The organism is Caulobacter sp. FV2ye17ST (assembly GCF_058680955.1).
Genome location: NZ_CM178727.1, coordinates 2,939,810 through 2,965,720, shown reverse-complemented (window position 1 = coordinate 2,965,720; position 25,911 = coordinate 2,939,810). Strand labels below are relative to the sequence as shown.

Annotated in this window: 25 protein-coding genes; 21 read left to right on the top strand and 4 right to left on the bottom strand. The window is 67.5% G+C overall.

Annotated features, from left to right (window positions below; all coding sequences use genetic code 11):
- The first annotated feature begins 97 nt into the window (after window positions 1-97).
- The 9 genes from ACW17V_RS14185 to ACW17V_RS14145 all read left to right on the top strand — a co-directional run bounded on the left by ACW17V_RS14185 (window position 98) and on the right by ACW17V_RS14145 (window position 9,757).
- Window positions 98-562: a division/cell wall cluster transcriptional repressor MraZ gene (locus tag ACW17V_RS14185; RefSeq protein WP_492105732.1), complete on the top strand. Its 465-nt coding sequence runs from the start codon at window positions 98-100 to the stop codon at window positions 560-562.
- The gene (gene rsmH / locus ACW17V_RS14180; protein WP_492105731.1) at window positions 559-1,497 is read left to right on the top strand and encodes a 16S rRNA (cytosine(1402)-N(4))-methyltransferase RsmH; all 939 of its coding nucleotides are present in this window, start codon (window positions 559-561) and stop codon (window positions 1,495-1,497) included. The genes ACW17V_RS14185 and rsmH overlap by 4 nt, the downstream gene beginning before the upstream one ends.
- On the top strand, window positions 1,494-1,925 hold the full coding sequence (gene ftsL, locus ACW17V_RS14175) for a cell division protein FtsL (protein ID WP_492105730.1): 432 nt from the start codon (window positions 1,494-1,496) through the stop codon (window positions 1,923-1,925). Before rsmH ends, ftsL begins: the two co-directional genes overlap by 4 nt.
- The gene (locus ACW17V_RS14170; protein WP_492105729.1) at window positions 1,922-3,688 is read left to right on the top strand and encodes a peptidoglycan D,D-transpeptidase FtsI family protein; all 1,767 of its coding nucleotides are present in this window, start codon (window positions 1,922-1,924) and stop codon (window positions 3,686-3,688) included. The genes ftsL and ACW17V_RS14170 overlap by 4 nt, the downstream gene beginning before the upstream one ends.
- Window positions 3,685-5,142: a UDP-N-acetylmuramoyl-L-alanyl-D-glutamate--2,6-diaminopimelate ligase gene (locus tag ACW17V_RS14165; protein WP_492105728.1), complete on the top strand. Its 1,458-nt coding sequence runs from the start codon at window positions 3,685-3,687 to the stop codon at window positions 5,140-5,142. Before ACW17V_RS14170 ends, ACW17V_RS14165 begins: the two co-directional genes overlap by 4 nt.
- Complete coding sequence (locus ACW17V_RS14160) at window positions 5,135-6,523, top strand: UDP-N-acetylmuramoyl-tripeptide--D-alanyl-D-alanine ligase (RefSeq protein ID WP_492105727.1); 1,389 nt, start codon at window positions 5,135-5,137, stop codon at window positions 6,521-6,523. Before ACW17V_RS14165 ends, ACW17V_RS14160 begins: the two co-directional genes overlap by 8 nt.
- On the top strand, window positions 6,523-7,635 hold the full coding sequence (mraY, locus tag ACW17V_RS14155; RefSeq protein ID WP_492105726.1) for a phospho-N-acetylmuramoyl-pentapeptide-transferase: 1,113 nt from the start codon (window positions 6,523-6,525) through the stop codon (window positions 7,633-7,635). Before ACW17V_RS14160 ends, mraY begins: the two co-directional genes overlap by 1 nt.
- An 11-nt stretch (window positions 7,636-7,646) precedes the next feature.
- A complete protein-coding gene (gene murD / locus ACW17V_RS14150) occupies window positions 7,647-9,062 on the top strand; it encodes a UDP-N-acetylmuramoyl-L-alanine--D-glutamate ligase (protein ID WP_492105725.1) in 1,416 nt (471 codons plus the stop codon).
- Window positions 9,063-9,256: 194 nt separating this feature from the next.
- Complete coding sequence (locus ACW17V_RS14145; protein WP_492105724.1) at window positions 9,257-9,757, top strand: GNAT family N-acetyltransferase; 501 nt, start codon at window positions 9,257-9,259, stop codon at window positions 9,755-9,757.
- Between the two features lie 192 nt (window positions 9,758-9,949).
- Here ACW17V_RS14145 and ACW17V_RS14140 read toward each other — a convergent pair whose 3' ends face one another.
- From ACW17V_RS14140 to ACW17V_RS14130, 3 genes are all read right to left on the bottom strand, one after another.
- Entirely contained in the window at window positions 9,950-10,891 is a 942-nt protein-coding gene (locus tag ACW17V_RS14140; protein WP_492105723.1) for an IS481 family transposase, read from the bottom strand.
- 46 nt (window positions 10,892-10,937) lie between these two features.
- Complete coding sequence (locus ACW17V_RS14135; protein ID WP_492105722.1) at window positions 10,938-11,297, bottom strand: hypothetical protein; 360 nt, start codon at window positions 11,295-11,297, stop codon at window positions 10,938-10,940.
- A gap of 550 nt (window positions 11,298-11,847) precedes the next feature.
- On the bottom strand, window positions 11,848-12,459 hold the full coding sequence (locus tag ACW17V_RS14130; RefSeq protein WP_492105721.1) for a peptidylprolyl isomerase: 612 nt from the start codon (window positions 12,457-12,459) through the stop codon (window positions 11,848-11,850).
- A 152-nt stretch (window positions 12,460-12,611) separates the two neighbouring features.
- On the opposite strand from ACW17V_RS14130, the gene ftsW reads away from it, so the two are divergent.
- The 6 genes from ftsW (at window position 12,612) to ACW17V_RS14100 (ending at window position 17,683) form a co-directional block, all read left to right on the top strand.
- Window positions 12,612-13,784 (top strand): putative lipid II flippase FtsW, encoded by a 1,173-nt coding sequence (gene ftsW / locus ACW17V_RS14125; RefSeq protein WP_492108801.1) that lies wholly within the window; start codon window positions 12,612-12,614, stop codon window positions 13,782-13,784.
- 1 nt (window position 13,785) lies between these two features.
- On the top strand, window positions 13,786-14,874 hold the full coding sequence (murG, locus tag ACW17V_RS14120; protein WP_492105720.1) for an undecaprenyldiphospho-muramoylpentapeptide beta-N-acetylglucosaminyltransferase: 1,089 nt from the start codon (window positions 13,786-13,788) through the stop codon (window positions 14,872-14,874).
- Window positions 14,875-14,941: 67 nt separating this feature from the next.
- Window positions 14,942-15,334, top strand: coding sequence for a hypothetical protein (locus ACW17V_RS14115; RefSeq protein WP_492105719.1), 393 nt, complete (start codon window positions 14,942-14,944; stop codon window positions 15,332-15,334).
- Window positions 15,331-15,678 carry a hypothetical protein gene (locus ACW17V_RS14110; RefSeq protein WP_492105718.1) on the top strand — a complete coding sequence of 116 codons (348 nt, stop codon included), beginning with the start codon at window positions 15,331-15,333 and terminating at the stop codon, window positions 15,676-15,678. The genes ACW17V_RS14115 and ACW17V_RS14110 overlap by 4 nt, the downstream gene beginning before the upstream one ends.
- 965 nt (window positions 15,679-16,643) lie before the next feature.
- Window positions 16,644-17,351: a hypothetical protein gene (locus ACW17V_RS14105; protein ID WP_492105717.1), complete on the top strand. Its 708-nt coding sequence runs from the start codon at window positions 16,644-16,646 to the stop codon at window positions 17,349-17,351.
- Complete coding sequence (locus tag ACW17V_RS14100; RefSeq protein WP_492105716.1) at window positions 17,351-17,683, top strand: hypothetical protein; 333 nt, start codon at window positions 17,351-17,353, stop codon at window positions 17,681-17,683. Before ACW17V_RS14105 ends, ACW17V_RS14100 begins: the two co-directional genes overlap by 1 nt.
- Window positions 17,684-17,949: 266 nt before the next feature.
- On the opposite strand, the gene ACW17V_RS14095 is transcribed toward ACW17V_RS14100, so the two are convergent.
- Window positions 17,950-18,471: a hypothetical protein gene (locus tag ACW17V_RS14095; protein ID WP_492105715.1), complete on the bottom strand. Its 522-nt coding sequence runs from the start codon at window positions 18,469-18,471 to the stop codon at window positions 17,950-17,952.
- On the opposite strand from ACW17V_RS14095, the gene murC reads away from it, so the two are divergent.
- From murC to ftsA, 6 genes are all read left to right on the top strand, one after another.
- Window positions 18,470-19,891, top strand: a complete 1,422-nt coding sequence (murC, locus tag ACW17V_RS14090; protein WP_492105714.1) for a UDP-N-acetylmuramate--L-alanine ligase — start codon at window positions 18,470-18,472, stop codon at window positions 19,889-19,891. The two genes, ACW17V_RS14095 and murC, sit on opposite strands and share 2 nt — an antisense overlap.
- Before the next feature lie 11 nt (window positions 19,892-19,902).
- Window positions 19,903-20,811, top strand: coding sequence for a UDP-N-acetylmuramate dehydrogenase (gene murB / locus ACW17V_RS14085; protein WP_492105713.1), 909 nt, complete (start codon window positions 19,903-19,905; stop codon window positions 20,809-20,811).
- A 72-nt stretch (window positions 20,812-20,883) separates the two neighbouring features.
- Window positions 20,884-22,281, top strand: a complete 1,398-nt coding sequence (locus ACW17V_RS14080) for a M20/M25/M40 family metallo-hydrolase (protein ID WP_492105712.1) — start codon at window positions 20,884-20,886, stop codon at window positions 22,279-22,281.
- 124 nt (window positions 22,282-22,405) lie between these two features.
- Complete coding sequence (locus tag ACW17V_RS14075) at window positions 22,406-23,377, top strand: D-alanine--D-alanine ligase (RefSeq protein ID WP_492105711.1); 972 nt, start codon at window positions 22,406-22,408, stop codon at window positions 23,375-23,377.
- Complete coding sequence (gene ftsQ, locus ACW17V_RS14070) at window positions 23,346-24,257, top strand: cell division protein FtsQ (RefSeq protein ID WP_492105710.1); 912 nt, start codon at window positions 23,346-23,348, stop codon at window positions 24,255-24,257. Before ACW17V_RS14075 ends, ftsQ begins: the two co-directional genes overlap by 32 nt.
- 27 nt (window positions 24,258-24,284) lie before the next feature.
- On the top strand, window positions 24,285-25,610 hold the full coding sequence (gene ftsA / locus ACW17V_RS14065) for a cell division protein FtsA (RefSeq protein ID WP_492105709.1): 1,326 nt from the start codon (window positions 24,285-24,287) through the stop codon (window positions 25,608-25,610).
- Window positions 25,611-25,911: the final 301 nt, after the last annotated feature.

Below are 25,911 nucleotides of genomic sequence, written 5' to 3'. Positions count from 1 at the left end.
GTGTCATTGTTTCCCAATTCATCCCATGTTAACCCAGTTGTATCGGCCGGCGGTGGGACGGCGCGGCCGATCCGGGGTTTTGCAGGGGTAGGGCGAGGTGTTCCTCTCGACGTTCGAGAAGCAGGTGGACAGCAAGCGGCGCATCGTTGTGCCGCAGGACTTCCGCGCGGCGATCTCGGGCCCCTTCGACGGCGTGTTCTGCTTCCCCTCCATCGAGGCCGATTGCCTGGAGGGTGGCGGAAAAGCCTTGTTCGACCGCTACCTGGGCGTGATCGAGGAGCTGGAGTTCGGCGATCCGGTCCGCACGGCGCTGGAGACCAGCGTCTTGGGCGGCATGGCCAAACTGTCGTTTGATACAGCTGGTCGCATTACGCTTCCCGATCACCTGTGCGAGATGTTCGGCCTGAGTGATTGGGTGACTGTCGTCGGTATGGGTGAGCGTTTTCAGATCTGGTCGCGCGAGGCCTTCCAGGCCCACCGCGCGGCGCAGCGCGAGCTGGCGCGCGAAGGCCTGGCGGCCATGCGGGTTCAGCAGCGCATGGCCAGGCTGGGTGGCGCATGACGCAAGCCGCGCCGCACATTTCCGTCCTGCTCAACGAGATCGTTGACGCCCTGGCTCCCAAGCCGGGCGAGACGATCATCGACGGCACCTTTGGGGCCGGCGGCTACACCCGCGCCATCCTGGCCACCGGCGCCAGTGTCGTCGGCTTCGACCGCGATCCGACCGTCCTGCGCTTCACCGAAGGTTTGCCGGCCGACCGTTTCCGCCTGGTGCAGGACCGCTTCTCGCGGATGGCCGAGCATTTCGAGCCGCAGTCGGTCGACGGCGTGGTGCTGGATATCGGCGTGTCCTCCATGCAGCTGGACGAGGCCGAGCGCGGCTTTTCGTTCATGCGCGACGGCCCGCTGGACATGCGGATGAGCGACACCGGCCCGACGGCCGCCGACCTCGTCAACGAGCTGGACCACACCGAGCTGGCCCGCATCCTCTATGTCTATGGCGAGGAGCACGCCTCGCGCCGCATCGCCAGCTTCATCATCCGTCGTCGCGAAGAGCGGAAGTTCGAGCGCACCCTCGACCTGGCCCATGTGATCGAGCGCGCCCTGGGCGGCCGTAAGGGCGCCAAGGTGCATCCGGCCACCCGCTCGTTCCAGGGCCTGCGCATCGCGGTCAATGAAGAGCTGGCCGAGCTGGAGGCCGGCCTCGCCGCCGCCGAGCAGATCCTCAAGCCTGGCGGCCGTCTGGCGGTGGTGACCTTCCACTCGCTGGAAGACCGCATCGTCAAGACTTTCCTGGCCGAGCGGGCCGGGCGCACGCCGGGCGGTTCGCGCCACCTGCCGCAGGCGCCGGCCGGCGCGCCGGCCAGCTTCCAGCTGATCGCCAACAAGGCCATCGCCCCGGGCGAGGCCGAGTTGGCCGTCAATCCACGCGCCCGGTCGTCAAAGCTTCGCGCCGCTATCCGCACGACCGCCCCGATCTGGGTGGATCTGTCGTGAGTGTCTCGGGCCTGTTCAATCGCCGGGTCCGCGGCTTCCGGGTTGTCGAGGTTGTCGGCATGGGCGTGCTGCTGACCCTGGTCACCGGCGTCTATCTGGCCAAGACCGTCGCCGGCCGCGAGCGCAACGAGATCGCCAACATCGAGCGCGAGATCGAGGATGAGCAGGCCCGCAAGCGCCTGCTGGAAGCCGAGGTCGCCCATCTGGAGCAGCCGCGCCGCATCGAGGCCTTGGCCCTGGCCATGGGCCTGCAGTCCATTCCGGCCGCCCGCGAGACCACCGAGGATGCGCTGATCGACGTGGCCCGCAACCGCGCGCCGCCGGCCCCGGTCGCGCTGCAGGCCGCGCCGGTTGAGGCTGCTGCTCTGGCCGCTGACGCGCCCGAGCCGACGCCGGACGACGCGCCGGTCCTGGAGGGGCCGCGATGAGCCTCGCCAACCTGGGTCCGTCCGGCTTTCAGCCCGGCGCCTGGCGCTGGCTGATCGAACGCGTCTGGCGGCTGGAGCATGCCTTCGAGCGCTCGCGCGCCGCCGCCAAGCCCGAAGACGACACCCGCATCCGCATCTTCTTCGTGATGGCCTTCTTTGGCCTGTGCTTCGTGGGGCTGGGCCTGGGGGCCAGTTTCTCGGCCCTGTTCTCGAACATCGGACGGGGCAGCGGCTATCTGGCCTCGACCGAGGGCGCGCGCGGCGATCTGGTCGACCGCGACGGCCGGCTGCTGGCCGTCGACCTGACCCACTACGCCCTTTACGTCGATCCCCGCGAGGTCTGGGACAAGCAGGAGGCGCGCCGCGCCCTGGGCAAGGCCCTGCCGGATGTGCCCGCCAAGCGGCTGGACAAGGTGGTGTTCGGCGACCGCCGCACCTTCCTGGTGGGCGGCCTGACGCCCGAGCAGAAGGACGCCATCTTCAATCTGGGCCTGCCCGGCATCTCGTTCGAAGAGCAGGGTCGGCGCATGTATCCGCTGGGCGCCACGGCCGCCCATCTGGTCGGCTTCGTCGACAGCGGCGGCAAGGGTCTGGCCGGCGCCGAGCGCGCCCTGGACAAGCCGATCCGCGCGGCCGCCGGCGAGGGTGGTCGGCCGACGGCCCTCTCCATCGACATCCGCGTGCAGGCCGCGCTGGAAGACGAGCTGCGCAAGGCCGCGATGGAATTCCAGCCGCGCGGCGCGGTGGGCGTGGTGACCAATGTCCACACCGGCGAAATCCTGGGCATGGCCAGCTATCCCGATTTCGATCCCAACAAGGCCGGGACCGCCACCGACGACCAGAAGCTGAACCGGGCGGCCGGCTCGGTCTATGAGATGGGCTCGACCTTCAAGGCCTTTACCGTGGCCATCGGTCTGGACACCGGCGTCGCCACGCCGGCCTCCACCTTTGACGCCCGCGAGCCCTACAAGCTGGGCTACCGCACCATCCACGACTATCACGCCGCCAAGGCGATCCTGACCCTGGTCGAGGTGTTCAAGCACTCGTCCAACATCGGCACCGCCAAGCTGGCCGTCGGCGTCGGCGCCCAGCGGCTGAGCCAGTATTTCACCAATCTGGGCCTGACCAAGCCGGCCAAGGTCGAGCTGCTGGAATCGGCCCGCCCCCTGACCCCGCGCAAGTGGGACGAGGATGCGGTGGCCTCCACCTCGTTCGGCCACGGCATGAACGTCACGCCCCTGGCCCTGGCCGAGGCCATGGGCCCGCTGCTGAACGGCGGCACCCGTCCGCCCCTGACCATCCGCAAGCTGGCCACGGGCGTGCGCCCCGAAGGCCCGCGCGTGCTGACCGAGGAAACCTCCCAGCAGATGCTGCGGATCATGCGCGCCAATGTCGTTCCTGGCGAAGGCGGCAGCGGCGGCAAGGCCGACGTGGCCGGCCTGTCGGTGGGCGGCAAGACCGGCACCGGCGAGAAGTATGACCCGGCCATCCGCGCCTATAACCACCAGCGTCAGGTCTCGTCCTTCGCGGCGGTGTTCCCGACCGACGGCCCGCTGGAGGCCGACCGCTATTTCGTGCTGATCCTGCTGGACGAGCCCAAGGGCGACGCCCGCACCTTCGGCTTCTCGACCGGCGGCTGGGTCGCTGCTCCGGCGGCGGGCAAGGTGATCGAGCGCATCGCGCCGTTCCTGGGCGTGCATCGCAAGCCGCAGATCATGACCGTCTCCAACTCGCAAAACACCAGCCCCGGAACCGGCCTGTGACCAAGACGCTTTCCGACCTTCTTCAGCGCGACCTGCCCGAAAGCCCGGTGATCACCGGGGTGACGGCCGACAGCCGCAAGGTCGGACCCGGAACCCTGTTCGCCGCCCTGCCGGGGACCAAGGTCGACGGCGCCAGCTTCGCCCCCGGCGCGATCGCGGCGGGAGCCGCCGCCGTGCTGGGTCCGGTCGGCATGGAGACCTTTTCTGTCCCGACCGTGAAGGTCGAGGATCCGCGCCGCGCCTACGCCCTGGCCTCGGCCGCCTTCTGGGGCGCCCAGCCGGCGACCTGCATCGCGGTGACCGGCACCAACGGCAAGACCTCGGTGGCCGGCTTCTGTCGCCAGATCTTCGCGCGACTCGGCCACAAGGCCGCCAGCATGGGAACCCTGGGCGTCGTGGTCAGTGGGCCCGGCGCCGCGGACCAGCAACTGACCCCTCCTGGCCTCACCACCCCCGACGCCGCCGACGTGGCCGAGATGATGGCCCGTCTGGCCACTGACGGCGTCACCCACCTGGCGGTCGAGGCCTCGTCGCACGGCGTGGATCAGCGTCGCCTGGACGGGGTGGCCCTGAAGGCCGCCGGCTTCACCAACTTCACCCAGGATCACCTGGACTATCACGGCTCGATGGAGAGCTACCGCGACGCCAAGCTGCGCCTGTTCGACGCCCTGCTGCCGATGGGCGCGACGGCGGTGCTGAACAGCGACAGCGACGCCTTTCCGGTCTTCGCCGCCACGGCGGTGACGTCAGGCCAGAGCGTGTTCTCGGTGGGCGACGAAGGGCAGGGGCTGAAGCTGGTCTCGCGCGCCCTGACCCCGCACGGCCAGACCCTGACGGTCGAGGCGGCGGGCCAGACCTATACCGTCGAGCTGCCGCTGGCCGGCGGGTTCCAGGCCAGCAACGTGCTGGTGGCGGCCGGGCTGTGCATCGCCACGGGCGAGGACACGGCCGCCGTGCTCAAGGCGCTGGAGAGCCTTGAGGGCGCGGCCGGACGTCTGCAGCGTGTTGGCCGTGGGCTGAATGGCGGCGAGGCCTATGTCGACTACGCCCACACGCCGGACGGACTGGAGACCGTCCTGGAAGCCCTGCGCCCCCACACGGCCGGCAAGCTGATCGTGGTGTTCGGCGCGGGCGGAGATCGCGATCGCGGCAAGCGGCCGCTGATGGGCGAGATCGCGGCGCGGCTGGCCGACGTAGCCATCGTCACCGACGACAATCCGCGTTCGGAAGAGCCGGCTTCGATCCGCGCCGCCATCCTGGCCGCCGCGCCTGGCGCGACCGAGATCGGCGACCGCCGCGCCGCGATCCGGGCCGCCGCCGCCCAGATGGTCGAAGGCGACGTGCTGGTGGTGGCCGGCAAGGGTCACGAGCAGGGCCAGCTGGTGGCCGGCGTGAACCATCCGTTCGACGATGTGACCGAGACCCTCGCCGCGCTGGAGATGGCCCATGTCTGAGCCCCTCTGGACCGCGCATGAGATTGCCGCCGCGACTGGCGGCAAGGTCACGCAGGACTTTTCGGCCACCGGCGTCTCGATCGACAGCCGCAGCATCGAGCCGGGCGACCTGTTCGTGGCCCTGACCGGCGCGCGGGACGGCCATGAGTTCGTCGTCCAGACCAATGACAAGGGCGCGGCCGGGGCCCTGGTCTCCAAGCCGGTGCCCGTTCCCGCTGTGCTGGTCGAGGACACCTTCCGGGGTCTTGAGCGCCTGGGCGAGGCGGCGCGGATGCGCGCGCCGCAGACCCGTCGCGGGGCGGTGACCGGCTCGGTCGGCAAGACCAGCGTCACCCGCGCGGTCGAGGCCGGCCTGCGCCTGGCCGGCAAGGCCCACGCCTCGGTCAAGTCGTACAACAACCACATCGGCGTTCCCCTGACCCTGGCCCGCATGCCGCGCGACACCGAGCGCGCGGTGTTCGAGGTGGGCATGAACCACGCCGACGAGATCACGCCGCTGTCGCGCTTCATTCGGCCCCACGCCGTGGCGATCACCACGGTGGGTCCGGTGCATCTGGAGAACTTCGCCGACGGCGAAGAGGGCGTCGCCCGCGCCAAGGCCGAGATCTTCGCCGGCCTGGAGCCGGAGGGCGTGGCTATCCTCAACGCCGACAATCCCTGGTTCGACCTGCTGAAGGCCGAGGCCGAGAAGGCCGGCGCGGCCGTCTGGAGCTTCGGCTCGGGCGAGGACGTCACCGCCCGGCTGCTCGATTTCCAGGTCATGGACGACGGCGCGCTGGTCACCGTCGATCTGCGCGGCGAGGTGATCAAGTTCCCGCTGCTGCAGACTGGCGTCCACTGGGGCCCCAACAGCCTGTGCGTTCTGCTGATGCTGGAAGCCCTGGGCGTGGATCGCGACACCGCCCTGCGGGCCCTGGCCACGTTCGAGCCGATCGAGGGCCGCGGCGCCGAGAAGATCGTCAGGATCGACGGCGGGTCCTTCACCCTGGTCGACGAGAGCTACAACGCCAATCCCGTCTCGATGCAGGCGGCCCTGACGACGCTGGGCGCTCGCAAGGTCGCCGGCCGGCGGATCGCCGTGCTGACCGATATGCTCGAACTGGGCGAGGGCAGCGCCCGGTTTCACGCCGGGCTTGCAGGCCCGCTGAACGCCGCGAATGTGGACAGCGTCTTTCTCGCAGGCATCCACATGAAATCACTGTGGGAGGCGCTTCCGTCGACTCGGCGAGGCGGCTACGCGGAAGTTACCGAAAAGTTAACGACGGAGCTTACGGCCGCGATCCGGCCGGGCGACGTGGTGATGGTGAAGGGGTCGAATGGCTCCAGGGCGGGCCTTCTGGCCAGGGCTCTGGCGGCGCTCGATCTTGAGGGGCAGGGCTGATGCTGTATTTTCTCTATGAATGGCTGGCGCGCTCCCAGGAGCACGTGCCGCTGCTGAACCTGCTGAAGTACCTGACCTTCAGAACCGGCATGGCGATGCTGACCGCCTATATCGTCGCCGTCGCCATGGGTTCGCGCTTCATCCGCTGGATGAAGGCCCGCCAGGGCAAGGGCCAGCCGATCCGCACCGACGGCATCGCCCGCCACATCACCGAAAAGTCCGGCACGCCCACCATGGGCGGCTTCATGATCCTGGCCGGCCTGTTCGTGGGCGCCATTCTGTGGGCCGACCTGCGCAACATCCACGTCTGGGTGGTGCTGCTGATCACCGGCAGCTACGGCGTTCTGGGCTTCATGGACGACTACGCCAAGGTCACCAAGCAGACCACGGCCGGCCTCTCCAGCGGCCAGAAGCTGGTCGCCCAGTTCGTCGTGGCCATCGCCGCCACCGTGCTGCTGATCCTGTTTGCGCCCAAGCAGGACATGGCGCCGGGCATGGAGACCAGCCTGGTCTTCCCGTTCTTCAAGACGCTGGTGATCAATCTCGGCTGGTTCTACGTGGCCTTCGCCGCCGTCACCATCGCCGGCTTCTCCAACGCCGTGAACCTGACCGACGGGCTGGACGGCCTGGCCATCGTGCCGGTGATGATCGCCGCGGCCACCTTCGGCCTGATCACCTACCTGGTCGGCAACTACAAGTTCGCCGACTATCTGAACCTGCACTTCGCGCCCGGCGTCGGCGAGCTGGCGGTGCTGTGCGGCGCGATCATCGGCGGAGGCATGGGCTTTCTCTGGTACAACGCCCCGCCGGCCAAGATCTTCATGGGCGACACCGGCTCGCTGGCCCTGGGCGGCGCCCTGGGCGCGATCGCCGTGTGCTCCAAGCACGAGCTGGTGCTGGGCATTGTCGGCGGCCTGTTCGTGGCCGAGGCGCTCAGCGTCATCATCCAGGTCGGCTACTTCAAGAAGACCGGCAAGCGGGTCTTCCTGATGGCCCCGATCCACCACCATTTCGAAAAGCTGGGCTGGGCTGAATCCACCGTCGTGATCCGCTTCTGGATCGTGGCGATGATGCTGTCCTTCGTCGGCCTCGCCACCCTGAAGCTGAGATAGGGAGCCGGATCATGATCCCCGTCCGTGGTTTCGAGGGCAAGACCGTCGCGGTGTTCGGCCTGGGCCGCACCGGCCTGACGGCCGCGCGCGCCCTCGTGGCCGGCGGGGCCAATGTGGCGGTGTGGGACGAGAACCCCGCCAGCCAGGACGCCGCCATGGCCGAAGGCTTCAAGGTCGTCGATCTGCGCTCGGCCGACTGGAGCCTGTTCTCGGCCCTGATGCTGTCGCCCGGCGTGCCGTTGACCCATCCCCAGCCGCACTGGACGGTGAAGATGGCCCGCGACGCCGGGGTCGAGATCCTGGGCGACATCGAGCTCTTCGCCCGCACGGTCAACGCCGCCCCGGCCCACAAGCGGCCCAAGATCATCGCCATCACCGGCACCAACGGCAAGTCGACGACCACGGCCCTGATCGGCCACCTGTGCGCCGCCGCCGGCCGCGACACCCGGGTGGGCGGCAATATCGGCGCGGGCGTTCTGGGCCTGGAAGACATGCACGGCGGCGCGGTCTACGTGCTGGAGCTGTCGTCCTACCAACTGGACCTGACCAGCAGCCTCAAGGCCGACGCCACGGTGCTGCTCAACATCTCGCCCGACCACCTAGACCGTCACGGCGGCATGGAAGGCTATATCGCCGCCAAGCGCCGGATCTTCCTCAACCAGGGCAAGGGCGACACCGCCATCATCGGCGTCGATGATCCCTGGTGCCAGCAAATCTGCACCGAGATCACCGCCGCCAACCGCCGCACCATCTGGCCGATCAGCGCCGGCAAGGCCATGGGCCGGGGCGTCTACGCCCTGCAGGGCGTGCTGTACGACGCCACCGGCGATCGCGTCACCGAGATGGCCGACCTGCTGCGCGCCCGCAGCCTGCCGGGCCGCCACAACTGGCAGAACGCCTGCGCCGCCTATGCCGCCGCCATCGCCGTGGGCATCCCGGCCCATGACGCGGTCGAAGGCCTGCTGACCTTCCCGGGCCTGGCCCACCGCATGGAGACCGTCGGCAAGATCGGCCGCGTGCGCTTCGTCAACGACAGCAAGGCCACCAACGCCGACGCCGCCCGCCAGGCGATGAGCAGCTATCCCAAGTTCTACTGGATCGCCGGCGGCGTGCCCAAGGCCGGCGGCATCAGCGACCTGCACGACCTCTTCCCGCGCGTCGCCAAGGCCTATCTGATCGGCGAGGCCGCCGAAGACTTCGCCGCCACGCTGGAGGGCAAGGCCTCGGTGCGGATGTGCGGCTCGATCGAGGTCGCCACGGCGGCGGCGTTCTCGGACGCCATGGACAGCGGCGAGGACGCGATTGTGCTGCTGTCGCCGGCCTGCGCGTCGTTCGACCAGTTCGCGGACTTTGAGGCTCGGGGCGAGGCGTTCCGGGCGGCGGTCGAGGGGCTGGGGAAGATCGGGGCCAAGGCGGCGCGGGGGTAGGGGCTGGTCCAGCGCTCCGTCAGCTTCCGACGAGTACGGACCTGCCGGCTTGCGCGGACTGTTCGTTCCGCCCTAGCTTCGCGAGATGTCTGGAACTGTAAGCGCCTTCTGATCGTCTCTCGCCGAGACGCACATCGTGTCGTCCTCTCGCAAGCTCGGGGGATGGCCTGCGCTGTTTGGGCTCCAGAGGATTCATGACATTGGAAATCAGACCTGAGCGGCCCGCCGATGTGGTCGCCATTTGCGAACTCACGACTTTAGCATTCAAGGACACGGCGCACGGCAGCGGCACGGAAGCGCTGATCGTGGAGCGGCTGAGGTCCGCTATGGCTCTGACTGTCTCCCTTGTGGCCGTTGAGGGCGAGGAGGTCTTCGGCCACGTGGCCTGCTCGCCCGTGACGATTAGACCGCACCAGCCCGGCTGGTACGGACTTGGACCCATCTCAGTGCGGCCGGATCGCCAGCGGCTCGGTATCGGCCAAGCCCTCATCCATGCTGCGCTCGACGAACTGCGGAGCCTAAGGGTCGCTGGCTGCGTCCTCCTTGGTGATCCTGGCTACTATCACCGTTTTGGATTTGTAAGCGACGTCGCGCTGACCTATCGGGGCGCCAGGTCCCGCTATTTCCAGCGTCTGTTCCTCGGGGGGGCGTCGGCTACGGGCGACGTGTCTTTCCATCCGTCGTTTGATGGCTGATGGCTGGCGAGCGGCAGGTCGCGACCATCCTCCTTATGATGTTTCTGGGTCTTCAATTTGTGATTGGCGCCATACCCGCGAACAGGTCGATCCAGACAGCGCGGTTTAGTGGCTCGGGCTTGCCGGGCAGAGCTCCCTCAAAGGGCGTTGGGCCGCGCAGGAGCGTCGGATAGAGAACCGCCTGCTTGAGACCTAGGTGTCGTTTCCAAGAAGGTTGTTCACACGCTGCCAGGGCGTGAGGCCTTTGATGCCGGAGTGCGGTCGGGCGAGATTGTAGGCGTCGGTCCAGGGCCTGATGGCCTTGGCGCGATCGTCCGAGCAGGCATAGGCGCGGCCATAGGCCCACTCGCGAAGGCTGGTCTGGATGAAGCGCTCGGCCTTGCCGTTGGTGCGGGGCGTGTAGGGCCGGGTGCGCACATGGCGGGCTCCGGCGGCCTGCAGGGCCTGGGCGAACAGCTTGGAGCGATAGGCCGAGCCGTTGTCGGTCATCACCCGCTGGACGATGACGCCGTGGCTGGCCAGCCAGGCCAGGGCGCGTTCGAGGAAAGCGGTCGTGTCGTGCTGGCACTCGGAGGGCAGGACCTCGGTATAGGCCAGGCGCGAGGCGTCATCGACGCAGACGTGCAGGAAGTCCCAGCCGGCCTTCTTTGAGCGGCCGGCCCGGCGATCGCCGGTGACGCGATGACCTTCGATGTTGAACTTGCCGAGCTTCTTGATGTCCAGGTGGATCATCTCGCCGGGCACGGCGCGCTCATAGCGGACGATCGGGACCTTCGGGTCCAGCGCCGACAGCTTGCCCAGGCCCAGCCGGCGCAGGATCAACCCGACGGTCGAGCGGGCCAGGCCCAGGGCTTGAGCGATGGACGGACCGGTCATCCGCTGGCGACGCAGTGTCTCGATCTGGCCGACGACCTCGGCCGAGGTCTTGCGCGGACATCGGCGGGGCGCCGAGCTGCGGTCGTGATGCCTTCGCTCGCCGCCCCGCCGATGCCGTTGTAGCCACTTGCTGGCCGTGCGCCGGGAAACCCCCGCGGCCTCGGCGGCCCGCGCCACCGGCCAGCCCTGCTGCTCGATGCGGGAAATCATCAGGGCTCGACCGACGGGCGTCAGCCGAGCATTCTTGTGGACGTTCATCCGGGGAGACCTCCGGCCAAGGTTGGTGCTTCGCAACCCCAGCTTCTCAGCCGCTCCTCGGGTGAACAACCTTCATAGCTTCGACACCTAGGCCCTGCAGGGCCTTTGCGACCGAGTGGGCCCGTTCCAGCGCCAGACCCTGCCGACCTCTGGCGAACTCCGCGCCATCGACGCCGCCCATTAGGCGGCACCACTGATTGTGAACCTCGGGCGCTGTTACGGTGGCGTCGTAATAGCGCTGGGCCTGTCCGACGAACTCCAGGCTCTCATCTGGGATCACGGCTGAGTTTTCGGGAAAGTAAATGATGAAGGTCGGAATCCTGTAGGTCGTGGCCCACGCGCGCCCAGCGACTCCGACTGCCACGCCCAGCATCAGACCCAGGCCAACGCGGCGGTCTATGTCCATCGAGGCCTCCTCGACCCTGAGCCGTCATTCCAATAGCCTGCTTTGGCGCCCATCACCCGCCAACGCGGGTGCAGCCCGTCCTAAAACCCTTGGTGGAATTGGAGCTCTGGCTGACGGCCTCGTCATGGACGACGCTCTCGCGTCGCCGCGAGGCGGCGGCCCCGCAGGGGCCGTCCTTGACGAGGCCGTCAGCCAGAGCAAGCTCGCCTCCAAGGATTTCAGGGCGCGGCCTGGCCGCTGGGCCTGTCTTGAAACCCTCTCTCATAGAGAGAGGGAGGGGCCCGCCGCGAAGCGGTGGGAGGGTGAGAGGTTACACCCTGTCCGGACGGGGCAGGGTGGGACGTCAAACGCCGTACCGGCCTTATCTGTAAGGACCCGCGCGTTGGGAAATCTCTGGACCGCGTGGTTCAACAGGTCCGGCGCCTGGATGCGGCAGATCTCATAGAAGACTCGAGGTTTCTCCGGCCGGCGGTGAAACCTCTCACCCTCCCACCGCCTGCGGCGGCGGGCCCCTCCCTCTCTCTATGAGAGAGGGTTGTAGGCAGGGCCGCTAAACTCGCCGCGCCCCCACGATCGCCACCGGCGGATTGATCATCTGACCCTTCATGCTGGGGTTCTGCGGCACGCCGTCCGTCTTCGAGGCCAGGATCTTCCTCACCACGTCCATGCCCTTGACCACCGTGCCGAAGGCCGCGAAGCCCTGGTTATCACCGGGCGCGCCGGGTTTGGCGTCGAGATAGGCCATCGGGCTGGCGCAGATGAAGAAGTCGGCCGTGGCGCTGCCCGGCTCGTTGCGGGCCATCGAGATGGTCCCGGCCTTGTGCCTGATCCCCGTCATCCGCGTGCTCTCATGCGCGATGGGCGCGAAGCGGCGGGTGCGGATCGACGGGCCGGCCTGGATCGAGCCGTTGGCCGGCGCGCCCCGGGCCCGCGAGGCGCGATAGAAGCTGCCGCCGTCGAACTTCTTCTTGTCGACATAGCGCAGGAAGTTGGCGCTCGTGATCGGCGCCTTCTTGTCTTCCAGCTCGACCACGATCACGCCCTGCGCGGTCTCGATCGCCACCCGCGGCTTGGCGCTCTGGGCGTGCGCCGACAGCGGGGTGACCAGCAAAGCTCCGGCCCCGACCAGCAGGCTCCGGCGGGCGATCCAGGCGTCTTTCATCGTCATCCTCGGGCGGCAAACAGCGGCCCCACCCTTAGCGCGCCGCCGCCGGCCCATCCACACCCCAAAAGTCCGCCGCCTTTCGCCGCATATCCCCCGCCGACAAGCGCTGCAGCAATGTTCGATTAACCTTGCGCGCCGACTCTCCGGACATGTCGACCCAGACCACCCACGCCTTCGCCAGAACCGACCGCACCGCGATCGGCATCTGGTGGTGGACGACAGACCGCTGGCTGCTGGGCGCCACGGCGATCCTGGTCACCCTGGGCGTGCTGCTGTCGTTCGCCTCCAGCCCGGCGGCGGCGCAGCGGATCGGCATCGACGACCAGTTCCATTTCGCCCTGCGCATGTGCGTCTTCGCCAGCGCCTCGACGGGGATCCTGCTGACCACCTCGATGCTGTCGCCCAAGGGCGTGCGGCGGGTGGCCTTCTTCATCTATGTGGCCGCCATCGCCGTGATGATCGCCCTGCCGTTCATCGGCCACAACGCCAAGGGCGCCACCCGCTGGGTGCAGTTCGCCGGCTTCACCCTGCAGCCGTCCGAGTTCATGAAGCCGGCCCTGATCGTGCTGGTCTCGTGGATGTTCGCCGAGGGCCAGAAGGGCGAGGGGGTGCCGGGGGTGTCGATCGCCTTCCTGCTGTACGCCATCGCCGTGGGCCTGCTGCTGATCCAGCCCGATGTGGGCCAGACCGTGCTGATCACCGTGGCCTTCGGGGCGGCGTTCTGGATGGCCGGGGTGCCGATCAGCTGGATCATGGGCCTGGGCGGCGTGGCTGTGGCGGGCCTGATGTCGACCTACTTCCTGTTCGACCACGTGCATGCCCGGGTGCAGAAGTTCCTCAGCCCCGACCAGGCCGACACCCACCAGATCACCCGCGCCGCCGAGGCCATCCACGCCGGCGGCCTGTTCGGACGCGGCCCGGGCGAGGGCGTCATGAAGCGCCACGTGCCCGACCTGCACACCGACTTCATCTATTCGGTCGCGGCCGAGGAATATGGCCTGGTCTTCTCGCTGGGCCTGATCAGCCTGTTCGCCTTCGTGGTGGTGCGCGGCATGATGAAGGCCATGAAGCTGAACGACACCTTCGAGCAGGTCGCCGCCGCCGGTTTGTTCGTGCTGGTGGGCCAGCAGGCCATGATCAATATCGCGGTGAACTTGAACATGATCCCGACCAAGGGCATGACGCTTCCGTTCATCAGCTACGGGGGATCTTCGATGCTTGCGATGGGACTGACACTGGGCCTGGCCCTGGCCCTGCTGCGCAAGCGTCCGGGCGCCTATGGCCCCTCCGGCGAGTTTACCCAGGGCGGCGCGTTCAACTGACATGAGCAAGCTTGTTGTCGTCGCCGCCGGGGGTACCGGCGGCCACATGTTCCCCGCCCAGGCCCTGGCCGAGACCCTCGGGGCCCGCGGCTGGCGTGTGGTGCTGGCCACCGATGATCGCGGCGCGATCTACGCCGACAAGTTCCCGGCCGAGGAACGCCTGGCCCTGTCGGCCGCCACGGCCAAGGCCGGCGACCCGATCGGCATGCTCAAGGCCGGCTTCGTGGTGATGCAGGGCGTGCTGGAAGCCCGCTCGGCCTTCAAGCGCCTGGACCCGGCCGTGGTCGTGGGCTTCGGCGGCTATCCCGCCCTGCCGGCCCTGCTGGGCGCCCTGTCGCAAGGGCGGCCCACGGTGATCCACGAGCAGAACGCGGTGCTGGGCCGGGTCAACCGCTTCCTGGCCCCTCGGGTCAACGAGGTGGCCTGCGCCTTCCCGATCCTGGAAAAGGCCGCGCCCGCCGTGAAGGCCCGCGCCCACGTCGTCGGCAACCCCGTGCGCCCGCCGGTCCGCGCCCTGTTCGACGTGCCCTATCTGGCGCCGGAAGTGCAGCTGCGCATCCTGGTCACCGGCGGCAGCCAGGGCGCGCGCCTGCTGTCGGAACTGATCCCCGAGGCCATCGCCAAGCTGCCCGAAGAGATGCGCGGCCGCCTGAAGGTGTTCCAGCAGGCCCGGGCCGAGAGCCTGGAGAACGCCCGCAAGGTCTATCGCAACGCCATGGTCGACTGCGAGGTCGCGCCGTTCTTCCGCGACATGGCCGGCTATCTGCGCCAGTCGCACCTGGTGATCGGCCGCTCGGGCGCCTCGACCTGCACCGAACTGGCCGTCGCCGGCCGGCCCTCGATCCTGGTCCCCCTGAAGATCGCCGCCGACGACCACCAGCGCTTCAACGCCCGCCTGCTGGAAGAAGCCGGCGGCGCGGCCGTGTGCTTTGAGGACGAGCTGACCGTCGACGCCATGGCCGGCGCCCTCAACGCCCTGCTCAAGAACCCCGAGCGCCTGGCGCGGATGTCGGACGGCGCGCGGTCAGTGGCCAAGCCCAACGCGGCCGAGGAGCTGGCGGATCTGGTGGAGCGCACGGCGCGCCTCTGACGCACTCAAGAGTTGCCATTTTGTTCTCATCCCGCTAGGCTTGTGTCGCGGGGATGGGAGCAGGGCGATGCGGCCGCCGTTTACCTATGTGAAATGGCCGCACCGGCCCAGGGTGATCGGCCCGCGGTTCATTCCCTATCTGGACGCCAACGGCGACCGCTGCGAGGCGTCCGTCCGCATCCGCATGGGCGCGCGAGAGTTCTGCACCTTCGCGCACGTTGAAGGCTATGAGCACGTCGAACTGGATGACCGCCTGCTGGGCCGGTTCTGGGTCGAGATGGACGGTCATCGCTGGGCCAAGACGTTTCTGGGCACCGACGACATCCACCTTCTGCGGCTCTGCCTGTGGTTCGCCGGCGACTGGCTGATCCGCACCGCCGAGGAGGAGGGCCTGACCCTGCTGCCGGGCAGCGAGACGCCGGTGACCACATGGCCCCAGCTGTTCGCGGCGCGCCCATGACGGCGGCGATCGAGGATCTGGTGCTGGGACCGCGCGCGATCTCCTTTTGCCGGCTCTCGCGCGCGGACGCCGCCGCCGCCAACGACGATGACTATGAGGAGGGCTCGCTGCTGATGACCCTGCGGTCGCCTTGGGCCGGCGAGGTGATCGGCTGGGCCGGTATCGAACTCGACGGCCAGACCGCCCGCCTAGAGACGCGCGGCGTCGATGAGTTGGAGGTCACCTATGAACTGATCCAGCTGTCGGGCGCCTGGCTGATCGAGACGGCCAAGGCGCGGGGCCTGATCCTGTTCGCCTGGGGGCAAAAGCCGGTTGTCGCGCCGATGGACGTGTTCGTGCTGTGACGGGCGGGCCTCTCCGCTTGCTGGAGGGGGAGCGAAGGGGCGGGTGAGGGGCTCGCCGGGCTTTACGTCAGGGAGCGCTTGGCCTTTCAGCCGACGTTAGCGTTGGCCGGGCTGCGTGCTCCCGCAAGCGGGAAAGGGAATGAGATTTGAAGGGCGACATGGTGGTGTCGGCACGCGGATCGTCGGAAAGTGGTTCACGCTTAGAACCCATAATCTTCCGTCATCCCGGGACCTGTTCCCGGGACCCATCTGTCCGCCGCACGGGTGGCGCAGGGATGATCGAAGGCGGGGCGGCTGAACCATGGGTCCCGGGGACGAGTCCCGGGATGACGGGGTCTGGTTGATGCGGGCGCTGTCCAACCTGCTTCTATCCCCGTACCCGCACGGGGATAACACCGCACCACGCCCAACGAAATCAACACCCTGACTGCCGAACCCACCGTCACGATGCAAAATCGACGCAGCCCCCTGAAAACCTCCCGCATAATCACTCTCGCCCCGTCACTGGGGAGGCCGTCCAGCTGGCGACCTGACGGGTGATGGGGGCGGTTGTGCGGGTCGCGCCCGTCGATCGTCGTTGAAGGCCCGGTGGGGTCTGGTGGAGCGGAGCAGTCCTTGCGGGGGCCGCGCGTGATGAAGCCGGATCCGGACCGCCGGGAACACCCTTTGGCGACGCCTGATGATGCGCTCCAGGCGCGGGCTGAAATCGCCCGCGCGGTCCGGAAGGGTCGCTTCCCTTCCGCCCGCCTAGGGCCTCTTTCGGGAGCGGGTTAAAACCCCGCGCCCCGAGGGCTCATCGGATAACAGCCGCGCGGAGCGCTCCGGCCACGGCCGAAACGGTACTCCTCTACACCCTCATCCGGGCCTGGCCCGGACGCTCCGCCGCCTCCCCAACCCGCCGGTCAACATCGGCGGAGATGCGAACCTGTGCGCCCATTCAGGGCCGCACCTATGCGGAGAGGACGATGGCGTCTGATGATTTTGAAAGCGCATTAGGAAAATTCCGGAGCGACGCAGCGGCAGAGGTGCTGCGGCAGGCGATCCGGGATCTGGAAACGAAGTTTGATCCTAACCAGCCGCGCGCGCCTGTCGGTAGTTCCAACGGCGGGCAGTGGGTCGATACCGGGCGGGGCGGCAGCGGGCACATCCGCAAGCTGCCGAAAGCAGGTGCGAAGCCTAAGGGGCGGCCCCTGCTGCAAGCGACCCGTTTTCTGGCAAGTCATCCTGAAGCCGCGCCTTTCGTTCAGGCAGCGGGGCTTCCAGCCTTTGCCGGAGGCGTCGCGCTGACTCGGGCGATCGGGGATTTCGACGCGCGAACGACGGGACGCATGAAGACACCGTTCCTCAACTTGCCGACCGATGAGTTGAATCTGACCATTGCAGCAGGCGGTCCTGGCAAGCGCTCCAGACCTCCGAAGCGTGGCGTTACTTATCCAATTAGATCGAAGAAAAAGAGTCAAAAGGAGAAAAAGAGGGAGTGTGATCAGTTGGAGCAGGATGATCTAGCTATGTGCAAAATGTATGGAGGAATGTATGGGCGTAACGATTCAGATATCCGAAGAATTAAGGAGAGATGCTATTCGTCCATGAATGACCGTCAAGTGCAGTGCCGTCAGGGGAATGGAATAGAGTCTGTAACAAAAAATCTCTACACTGGAAGGCGGATAAAGTAATGAGCGATGAATATTTTTCAAATCACATAATTCACTACATGAATGAAGATGGATCCGAGGAGAATGTTAGTATAGAATTTAGATTTGGTGAGGTGGAATATCAAGATATTGGCAAAGGTGAAGTTTATGCACTTCATAAGGTGATCGCCAGTTTTGAGCTCCTCAATGAAGTTCACTCCATACGGGGCTATGGCGACAATCGTGTTCAAGCCGTGCTCCGTGCGATGCGTCTAATCGGAATTGTCGCTCTTGACGTGGCCGAAGAGCATGGAATCGAAATTTATAAGTATGAGTTGGGAGACGCTGTGGAGCCCCTCGATCTCTTTTCTTGAACTGAGCGTCTAGCACTTGGTGCCCGTATCGATCAGTGCCCGGGGCTCAAGATCGCTCGCGTTTGACGCTGTCGGCTAACAGGCCTGGCGGGCAGCCTCTGCGTGTCGTTGGCGAGTTTTGCGCGCCACCCACAGAAATCCGGCGCGCCGAGACGCGCCGGGCCGGTCTTACAGGCGAGCGAGGATGGGCCTACTCCAAGATGAGCGATGCAGTCCTCGAGACCTCTACCGAGAGAACGTTACAGGATTGAATCCGCGATAGCCCCTCAAGGCTCCGCGCCGGTCTCGATCAGCGGCCTGGCCAGTCCCACCGCCTGCTCGACGGTGGTCGCCACCGGAACCCCGGTGAACGGCTTCCAGCCGTCGCAGACCACCCGGGCCGCCGCGTCGTCGGCGCCGCCGGGCGGGATCGGGGCGGCGGGGCGCTGGTCGCCGGTGACGGGGCCTTCGCGGCCGCCGGCGCGGATGCTGCCAAAGCCGGCATGGGCGATGGTGCGGGCGTCGCAGTCGATGATCTCGTGGCGCCAGCCGCCCCAGTATTCATCGGCCCCGGCCTTGAAGCCGCCTTCGGTGACCTGCAGTACGCGCAACTTGGCGACGCGGCCGGTCCACTGGACGCTGGTCAGATCCACGAAGACGGCGAAGCGGCCGACATCGGCCAGCCTCAGTTCAAGTTTGGCGGGGGGCGGGGCCGCAGCGGGGGCCTGGGCCAGGGCGGGGCCCGTCCACAACATCGCCGCCAACAGGGCGTTTCGCGTTGCGCGCAAATGGTCTAATCGGCTTTTCATGATCCAGCGTCGACGCCCCGTACCCTTCGAACTCGGCCCCGTGCACTTCATCGGCATCGGCGGCATCGGCATGTCCGGCATCGCCGAGATCATGCTGCGTATCGGCTACACCGTTCAGGGCAGCGACGCCAAGGCGTCAGCCAATACCGAGCGGCTGGAAAAGCTGGGCGCGCGGATCTTCGTGGGCCATGACGCGGCCAATGTCGAAGGCGCCTCGGCCATCGTCTATTCGACGGCGGTCAAGGCCGACAATGTCGAGATGGCCGCCGGCCGCGACAAGCGCCTGCCCCTCGTCAGGCGGGCCGAGATGCTGGCCGAGCTGATGCGGCTGCAGTTCTCGATCGCCGTGGGCGGCACGCACGGCAAGACCACCACCACCTCGATGGTCGCCGCCCTGCTGGATGCCGGCGACCTGGACCCGACCGTGGTCAATGGCGGCATCATCAACGCCTATGGCACCAACGCCAAGGTCGGCGAGGGCGACTGGATCGTCGTCGAGGCCGACGAGAGCGACGGCAGCTTCCTGAAGCTGAAGTCGACCGTGGCCATCGTCACCAATATCGACGCCGAGCACCTCGACCACTGGGGCACCTTCGATGCGGTCAAGAAGGGCTTCCAGGACTTCATCGAGAACATCCCCTTCTACGGCTTCGCGGCGGTCTGCACCGACCATCCGGAAGTCCAGGCCCTGACCGCCCGGATCGAGAACCGGCGGCTGGTGACCTATGGGACCAATCCTCAGGCCGAAGTCCGCGTCTCCAATATCCAGATGGGCCCCGACGGTTCGACCTTCGACATCATCGTCTCGCCGCGCGACGGCGATCAGGTGCGCTATGACGGCCTGAAGATGCCGATGGCCGGGCACCACAATGTGCTGAACGCCACCGCCGCTGTGGCCGTGGCCCGCGAGCTGAGCATCGGCCCCGACGCCATCCGCGCTGGTCTGGCCAGCTTCGGCGGGGTCAAGCGCCGCTTCACGACGACCGGCGTGGCTAACGGCATCCGCGTGGTCGACGACTATGGCCACCACCCGGTCGAGATCGCCGCCGTGCTGAAGGCCGCCCGCGCCGTGACCCCGAACGGCAAGGTGATCGCCGTGGTCCAGCCGCACCGCTTCACCCGGCTGCGCGACCTGATGACCGAGTTCAGCTCGTGCTTCAACGACGCCGACACCGTGATCGTCGCCGACGTCTATACGGCCGGCGAGAGCCCCATCGAAGGCATCGACCGCGACGCCCTGGTTGAGGGCCTCAAGAAGTTCGGCCACCGCCGGGCCCTGGCTCTGGAGACCCCCACGGCCCTGCCGCGCCTGGTCGCCGCCGAAGCTGTGAGCGGCGACCTCGTCGTCCTGCTGGGCGCCGGCGACATCACCACCTGGGCCTATGCGCTGCCGGGGCAGCTGGAAGCGCTGGCGAAGTGAGCGGGGGCCAAGTGAGCTGGAAGGCTGATCTCCCCGCCGTTCGCGGCAAGCTCCTGTTCGACGAGCCGCTGGGCCCGTTCACCTGGTTCCGCGTCGGCGGTCCGGCCGAGGTGCTGTTCCTGCCGGCCGACGCCGACGACCTGCGCGACTTCCTCAGGGCGCTGCCGGCGCAGGTTCCGGTCCAGGCGCTGGGCGTGGGCTCCAATGTCATCATCCGCGACGGCGGGGTCGAGGGCGTGGTCATCCGCTGCGCCGGCCGCGCCTTCGGCGAGGTTACGGTCGATCTCGAGGAGAACCTGATCATCGCCGGTCCGGCGGCGCTGGACGCCTCGGTGGCCCGGGCGGCGGCGAGGGCGGGGCTGGGCGGGCTGGAATTCTATGTCGGCATCCCGGGCACCATCGGCGGCGCCCTGACCATGAACGCCGGCTGCTATGGCCGCGAGACCAAGGACATCCTGGTCAGCGCCTGGGGCTATGACCGGTCCGGCGAAATGCGGGTCTGGAGCAACGAAGACTTCGGCTTCACCTATCGGCACACGGAAGTCCCCCCCAACAGCATGTTCTGGGTGCAGGCGATGTTCCGGGGCACGCCTGACGATCCGGCCGATGTGCGCGACCGCATGGCCGAGATCACCGCCCGGCGCGAGACCACCCAGCCGATCCGCGAAAAGACCGGCGGCTCGACGTTCAAGAACCCGCCGGGCCACTCATCGTGGAAGCTGGTCGACGAGGCCGGCTGGCGGGGCAAACCGTTTGGCGGGGCGATGTTCAGCCCGCTGCACAGCAACTTCCTGATCAATACCGGCGAGGCCACGGCGGCCGACCTGGAGGGGCTGGGCGAGGCGGTGCGCGCCGATGTTCTGAGCAAGACCGGCATCCAGCTGGACTGGGAGATCAAGCGGATCGGCAGAACGGCATAGTTCAGCGCATTGCTGACTTCTCCTGGTTCGCCGCGATGCTATGACTGGCGAAATTTCGGAGAATCCCAGCGCATGTTCCGTACCCTGCTGACCGCCGCCGCCGTTTCCGCCCTGCTGACCGGTTCCGCCTTCGCCCAGGACGCCGCCGTGGCCGAGGGCCTTCGCGACAAGGCCCTTCGTGACCACCTGGCCTGGGACATCACCGAGGACCTGACCACCAATATCGGTCCGCGTCTGGTCGGCTCGCCGGCCATGGAAAAGGCCAAGGACTGGGGCGTGGCCAAGTTCAAGGCTCTGGGCTTCACCAACATCAAGGTCGAGGAATTCGCCAAGCCGTCGTGGACGCGCGGCGAGGAGAGCGCCTGGCTGATGGCGCCCTATGCGATGAACCTCAACCCCGTGGGCCTGGGCCGCACCGTCTCGACCCCGCCCGGCGGCGTCGAGGCAGAAGTGGCGCTGTTCAAGACCTATGCCGAGATGATCGCCGCGCCGGAAGGCGCGCTGAAGGGCAAGATCGCCGTCATCACCCAGCCGATGGTCATGGCCCAGGACGGCGCCGGCTACGGCATTGCCGGCATCTCGCGCCGGGCCGGTCCGGTCGAGGCCGCCAAGCGCGGCGCCGTGGCCATGCTGATCCGCTCGATCTCGACCTCGGACTCCACCGTGCCCCACACGGGCAGCACCGCCAATGGCGAGGGCGTCGTGACCATCCCCGCCGCCGCGATCGGCGTGCCGGAAGCCGAGCAGCTGGAGCGCCTGGCCGCCAAGGGCCCGCTGCGCATCAAGCTGAACCTGCAGTCCAGCTTCGATCCCAAGGACGTGGCCTGGAACATCTCGGGCGAGATCAAGGGCTCGGAAAAGCCGGACGAGGTGATCGTCATCGGCGGCCACCTCGACAGCTGGGACGTCGGCACCGGCGCCCTGGACGACGCCACGGGCATCGCCATCACCACGGCGGCCGCCAAGCTGATCGGCGACCTGCCCAAGCATCCCAAGCGCACCATCCGCGTCGTGATGTGGGGCTCGGAAGAAAGCGGCGGCTCGTCCGACGCCTATCTGGCCGCGCACAAGGATGAGCTGCCCAAGATCATCCTGGCCGGGGAGAGCGATAGCGGCGCCGACCGCATCTACAGCCTGCAGGTTCCGGCCGGGTCGCTGGATCATCCGGTGATCAAGACCGCGACCCGCGTTCTGACGCCGCTGAAGATCTATCTGGACCGCAAGCCGTCCGCCCACGGCGGCGCCGACATCGGCGGCATCGAGGAGGCCGGCGTGCCGGTGATCAACCTGAACCAGGACGCCAGCCGCTACTTCGACTACCACCACACGGCCGACGACACCCTCAACAAGGTGGATCCGATCCAGCTGGCCCAGAACGTGGCCGCCTGGACCAGCTTCCTCTACCTGGTGGCCGACAGCGACATCGACTTCCGCGCGCTGAAGCCGGCGACGGCGGCGGCGAGCCACTAACTTCAAGATATCTTGTCATCCCGGCCTCCGCTTCGCCACGGCCGGGATGACAAGGAATGTTGGCAGGACCGTCGTCGCTCACTAGGAGTGGCGCCTGATCTTCCGCGCTTCGTCGAGCCCCTCCATGACCCAGCCGACTACCAACGCCCCCTTGGCCGGCCGCCACATCGCCATCCTGCTGGGCGGCCCGTCCTCGGAGCGCGAGGTCAGCCTGGTCTCGGGACGCGAGTGCGCCGATGCGCTCGAGCGGCTGGGGGCCAAGGTCACCCGCGTCGATCCCGGCAAGGACGTGGCTCAGGTGCTGACCAGGGTCGCGCCGGATCTCGTCTTCAACGCCCTGCACGGCGAATGGGGCGAGGACGGTTGCGTCCAGGGCGTGCTGGAGACGCTGAAGATCGGCTACACCCACTCGGGCGTGCTGGCCTCGGCCCTGGCGATGGACAAGGCCAAGGCCAAGGCGGTGCTGGCCGCGGCGGGTGTGATCGTGCCCGGCGGCGGGCTTTTCAGCCGCCACGATGTCGCACGCGACCATGTGATGCAGCCACCCTACGTGGTGAAACCCAACGCGGAAGGATCCTCGGTCGGGGTGTTTATCATCCTTGAGGGCGCCAACCGCCCGCCGGTGGAATTGTCGGCTCCGACATGGACCTATGGCGAGGAAGTGATGGTCGAGCCCTATGTGCGCGGGCTCGAGCTGGCCGTGGCGGTCATGGGTGAGTCAAATGGTCCCAGAGCCCTGGCGGTAACCGATATTCGCTCGTCCACAGGTTTCTATGATTACGACGCCAAGTACTCGGAAGGCGGTTCCATCCACGTTCTGCCGGCTCCAATCCCTGACAGCGTAAGGGATCGGGCCATGCGGATGGCCGAGCTTGGCCACACAGCTCTTGGTTGCCAAGGCGTAACCCGATCTGACTTCCGTTATGACGACATTAACGACCTTCTGGTCCTTCTAGAGGTCAACACGCAGCCCGGCATGACACCGACTTCGCTCGCTCCCGAGCAAGCCGCCCACGTCGGGATTTCGTTTGATCAACTAGTGCTCTGGATCGTGGAGGACGCTTATGCCCGCTGTAGTGCGGGGGGGATCGCCTAAGCCTAGGCGCCCTCGGGCCGAAGCGCCCGCAAGTCCAAACAAGGCTCGTTCGGCTGCTCCCAAAGGGGCGCAGCCGGCCGCGAAGCTGCATGCCGCCAAGGGCGTGGGTTTGTCGCCTGCGTTCGCGCTCGGCGTCGCCGGCGCGGCTCTTGGCCTTGGACTTGTGGTGATGCTCGCGACCGGCCATCGGGCCGAGCGCCTCGTCATGGCTGCTCGCCATGGCGTGGATAGCGAGTTCGCGTCCGCCGGCTTCAAGCTCAAGACCGTGCACATCCAGGGCGCCTCCGGGCCGGCCCAGGCCGACATCATGCGCGCTTCGGGCCTCTATCTCGATCAGCCGACCCTTGGCCTGAGCCTCGCCGACATCCGCCAACGCGTCGAGACGGTGGGCTGGGTCAAGGAAGCCAAGGTCGTGCGCCTGTTGCCCGACACCGTGGTCATCGCCGTCAAGGAACGCCCCGCGCTCGCCGTCTGGCAGAGCGGCGGCCGGATGCGGGTCATCGACGGCGAAGGCCGGGTGATCTCCGAGGCCGACGCCTCGCGTTTCCCGCAGCTGCCGCTGGTGGTGGGGCAGGGCGCCGATCAGGCCGCCGGCGCCATCCTGCCCGCCGTGGCCGCCCGTCCGCGCCTGCGGGATCGTCTTGAGGCGCTGGTGCGCGTCGACGATCGTCGCTGGGATCTGCGCCTGAAAGACGGCTCGCTGATCCAGCTGCCGGCGATCGACGAAGAATCCGCCCTGATCCAGCTGGATCAGTTGGACCAGAGGCAACGAATCCTGGATCTGGGGTTTGCGCGCATCGATCTGCGCGATCCCGAGATGGTGGCTGTGAGACCCCGCGATGCGGCTCTGCCTGGGCAGACCGTGGCAGGCGGGGCGTAGTGTGATGGTGTTGGGGTGACGATAGCGATGTCGCGACTGGAAGATCGGAAACAGGCCCGTGACGGCTTGAAGGCGACGCTCGTTCGTCAGCCTGCGGTCGCGGCTGTCGATCTGGGCGCGTCCAAGGTCACCTGCTTCATCATGAAGGCCGACGGCATTCATCGCGACAACCGCACCCTGACCACGGCCGGCGTCGGCTATGTGCAGTCGCGCGGCGTTCGCGGCGGCGCGATCGTCAATCTGGATGAGGCCGCGCAAGCGATCGCCCAGGCTGTCGAGCGCGCCGAGACCGTGGCGGGCGTCAATGTCCAGGGCGTTAGCGTCTGCACCGCCGGCGGCCAGTTGGCCAGCAATCGCGTCCACACCCAGGTTTCCCTGGGCGCCCGACCCATCGCCGACGGTGACCTGTCGCGCGCCATCGCCTCGGCCCTGGCCCAGGTCAAGATTCCCGGTCGCAAGCCGATCCACCTGCTGCCCATCGCCTGGTCGGTGGACGGTCAGCGCGGTATCCGCGATCCGCGCGCCATGTTCGGCCGCGCGCTCGGCCTGGAACTGCTGGTCGTCTCGATCAACGAAAACGTCTTCCACACGCTGGCCCACTGCGTCGAGCGCGCCCACCTGTCGTTCGAGGGCGTCGTCGCCGCCCCCTTCGCCTCGGCCCTGGCGGCCCTGGAAGAGGACGAGATGGACCTGGGCGCCGTCTGCATCGACATGGGCGGCGGCTCCACTTCGGTGGCCGTGTTCAACAACGGCGCGCTTTGCCACGTCGACAGCCTGGCCGTCGGCGGCGGGCACGTGACGCAGGACATCGCCCGCGGCCTGCAGACCTCGGTCGCCGGCGCCGAGCGTATCAAGACCCTGCACGGCTCGGCCATCGCTTCTGCCAATGAAGACCGCGAGATGATCGAGGCTCCGCCGCGTGGCGACGATCCGGGCGCCGGTCCGGTGATCGCGCCGCGATCGCTGCTGAAGGGCATCATTCAGCCGCGCGTCGAAGAGACGCTGGAACTGCTGCGCGAGCGCCTGAAGGCCTCGGGCGCCCCGGTCGAGCCGGGCGCTGGCATTGTGCTGACCGGCGGCGCCAGCCAACTGGCCGGCGTGCGCGAAGTGGCCGTGCGGGTCTTCGACCGTCCGGTTCGCCTGGGCCGGCCGCGCCGGGTGCCGCACCTGGCCGACGCCGCCTCGGGTCCGGCCTTCTGCGCCGCCGCCGGCGTGCTGCACCGCTCGGCCTTTGGCCCGCGCGAAGTGGTGTCTCCGAAAGCTCTGGCGACCGCTGCCCTGCGCAAACGCCCGATCGATCCCAACGCCAGCCCCATGGCCAAGGCCGCCGCCTGGCTGCGCGACAACCTTTAGCGATCGCCGCTACCGGCCACGCTTGAGAGCGTGGCCAAGCTTTCTGTTTTTCGCGAAATAGACAGCAGCGGCGTTCGGTCGCATCAACTATTCTGAGCTATCCGGAACCCTTGGACTCCCAAGAGATTCTGTTGATAGGGCGCGAATTGTGCTCTGGCAGCGCTCGACCTGCCCCCGACTCATATTATGCAGTTAACCGCCGATTAACGATGGTGGTTGTTTTGTTAACCCAATCGTCGAGGCGTTCCCGACGGTTCAATCGCCGGGGTCCTGTTTGACGATTTCGGCGTAAGGTCGCGAG

Excerpts from the sequence above, each read along its gene's own strand:
- rsmH (WP_492105731.1), top strand. The coding sequence starts at position 559 with ATGACGCAAGCCGCGCCGCACATTTCCGTCCTGCTCAACGAGATCGTT.
- ACW17V_RS14170 (WP_492105729.1), top strand. The coding sequence starts at position 1,922 with ATGAGCCTCGCCAACCTGGGTCCGTCCGGCTTTCAGCCCGGCGCCTGG.
- ACW17V_RS14160 (WP_492105727.1), top strand. The coding sequence starts at position 5,135 with ATGTCTGAGCCCCTCTGGACCGCGCATGAGATTGCCGCCGCGACTGGC.
- mraY (WP_492105726.1), top strand. The coding sequence starts at position 6,523 with ATGCTGTATTTTCTCTATGAATGGCTGGCGCGCTCCCAGGAGCACGTG.
- murD (WP_492105725.1), top strand. The coding sequence starts at position 7,647 with ATGATCCCCGTCCGTGGTTTCGAGGGCAAGACCGTCGCGGTGTTCGGC.
- ACW17V_RS14145 (WP_492105724.1), top strand. The coding sequence starts at position 9,257 with ATGACATTGGAAATCAGACCTGAGCGGCCCGCCGATGTGGTCGCCATT.
- ACW17V_RS14140 (WP_492105723.1), bottom strand. The coding sequence starts at position 10,891 with ATGAACGTCCACAAGAATGCTCGGCTGACGCCCGTCGGTCGAGCCCTG.
- ACW17V_RS14135 (WP_492105722.1), bottom strand. The coding sequence starts at position 11,297 with ATGGACATAGACCGCCGCGTTGGCCTGGGTCTGATGCTGGGCGTGGCA.
- ACW17V_RS14130 (WP_492105721.1), bottom strand. The coding sequence starts at position 12,459 with ATGAAAGACGCCTGGATCGCCCGCCGGAGCCTGCTGGTCGGGGCCGGA.
- ftsW (WP_492108801.1), top strand. The coding sequence starts at position 12,612 with ATGTCGACCCAGACCACCCACGCCTTCGCCAGAACCGACCGCACCGCG.
- murG (WP_492105720.1), top strand. The coding sequence starts at position 13,786 with ATGAGCAAGCTTGTTGTCGTCGCCGCCGGGGGTACCGGCGGCCACATG.
- ACW17V_RS14115 (WP_492105719.1), top strand. The coding sequence starts at position 14,942 with ATGCGGCCGCCGTTTACCTATGTGAAATGGCCGCACCGGCCCAGGGTG.
- ACW17V_RS14110 (WP_492105718.1), top strand. The coding sequence starts at position 15,331 with ATGACGGCGGCGATCGAGGATCTGGTGCTGGGACCGCGCGCGATCTCC.
- ACW17V_RS14105 (WP_492105717.1), top strand. The coding sequence starts at position 16,644 with ATGGCGTCTGATGATTTTGAAAGCGCATTAGGAAAATTCCGGAGCGAC.
- ACW17V_RS14100 (WP_492105716.1), top strand. The coding sequence starts at position 17,351 with ATGAGCGATGAATATTTTTCAAATCACATAATTCACTACATGAATGAA.
- murC (WP_492105714.1), top strand. The coding sequence starts at position 18,470 with ATGATCCAGCGTCGACGCCCCGTACCCTTCGAACTCGGCCCCGTGCAC.
- ACW17V_RS14095 (WP_492105715.1), bottom strand. The coding sequence starts at position 18,471 with ATGAAAAGCCGATTAGACCATTTGCGCGCAACGCGAAACGCCCTGTTG.
- ACW17V_RS14080 (WP_492105712.1), top strand. The coding sequence starts at position 20,884 with ATGTTCCGTACCCTGCTGACCGCCGCCGCCGTTTCCGCCCTGCTGACC.
- ACW17V_RS14075 (WP_492105711.1), top strand. The coding sequence starts at position 22,406 with ATGACCCAGCCGACTACCAACGCCCCCTTGGCCGGCCGCCACATCGCC.
- ftsQ (WP_492105710.1), top strand. The coding sequence starts at position 23,346 with ATGCCCGCTGTAGTGCGGGGGGGATCGCCTAAGCCTAGGCGCCCTCGG.
- ftsA (WP_492105709.1), top strand. The coding sequence starts at position 24,285 with ATGTCGCGACTGGAAGATCGGAAACAGGCCCGTGACGGCTTGAAGGCG.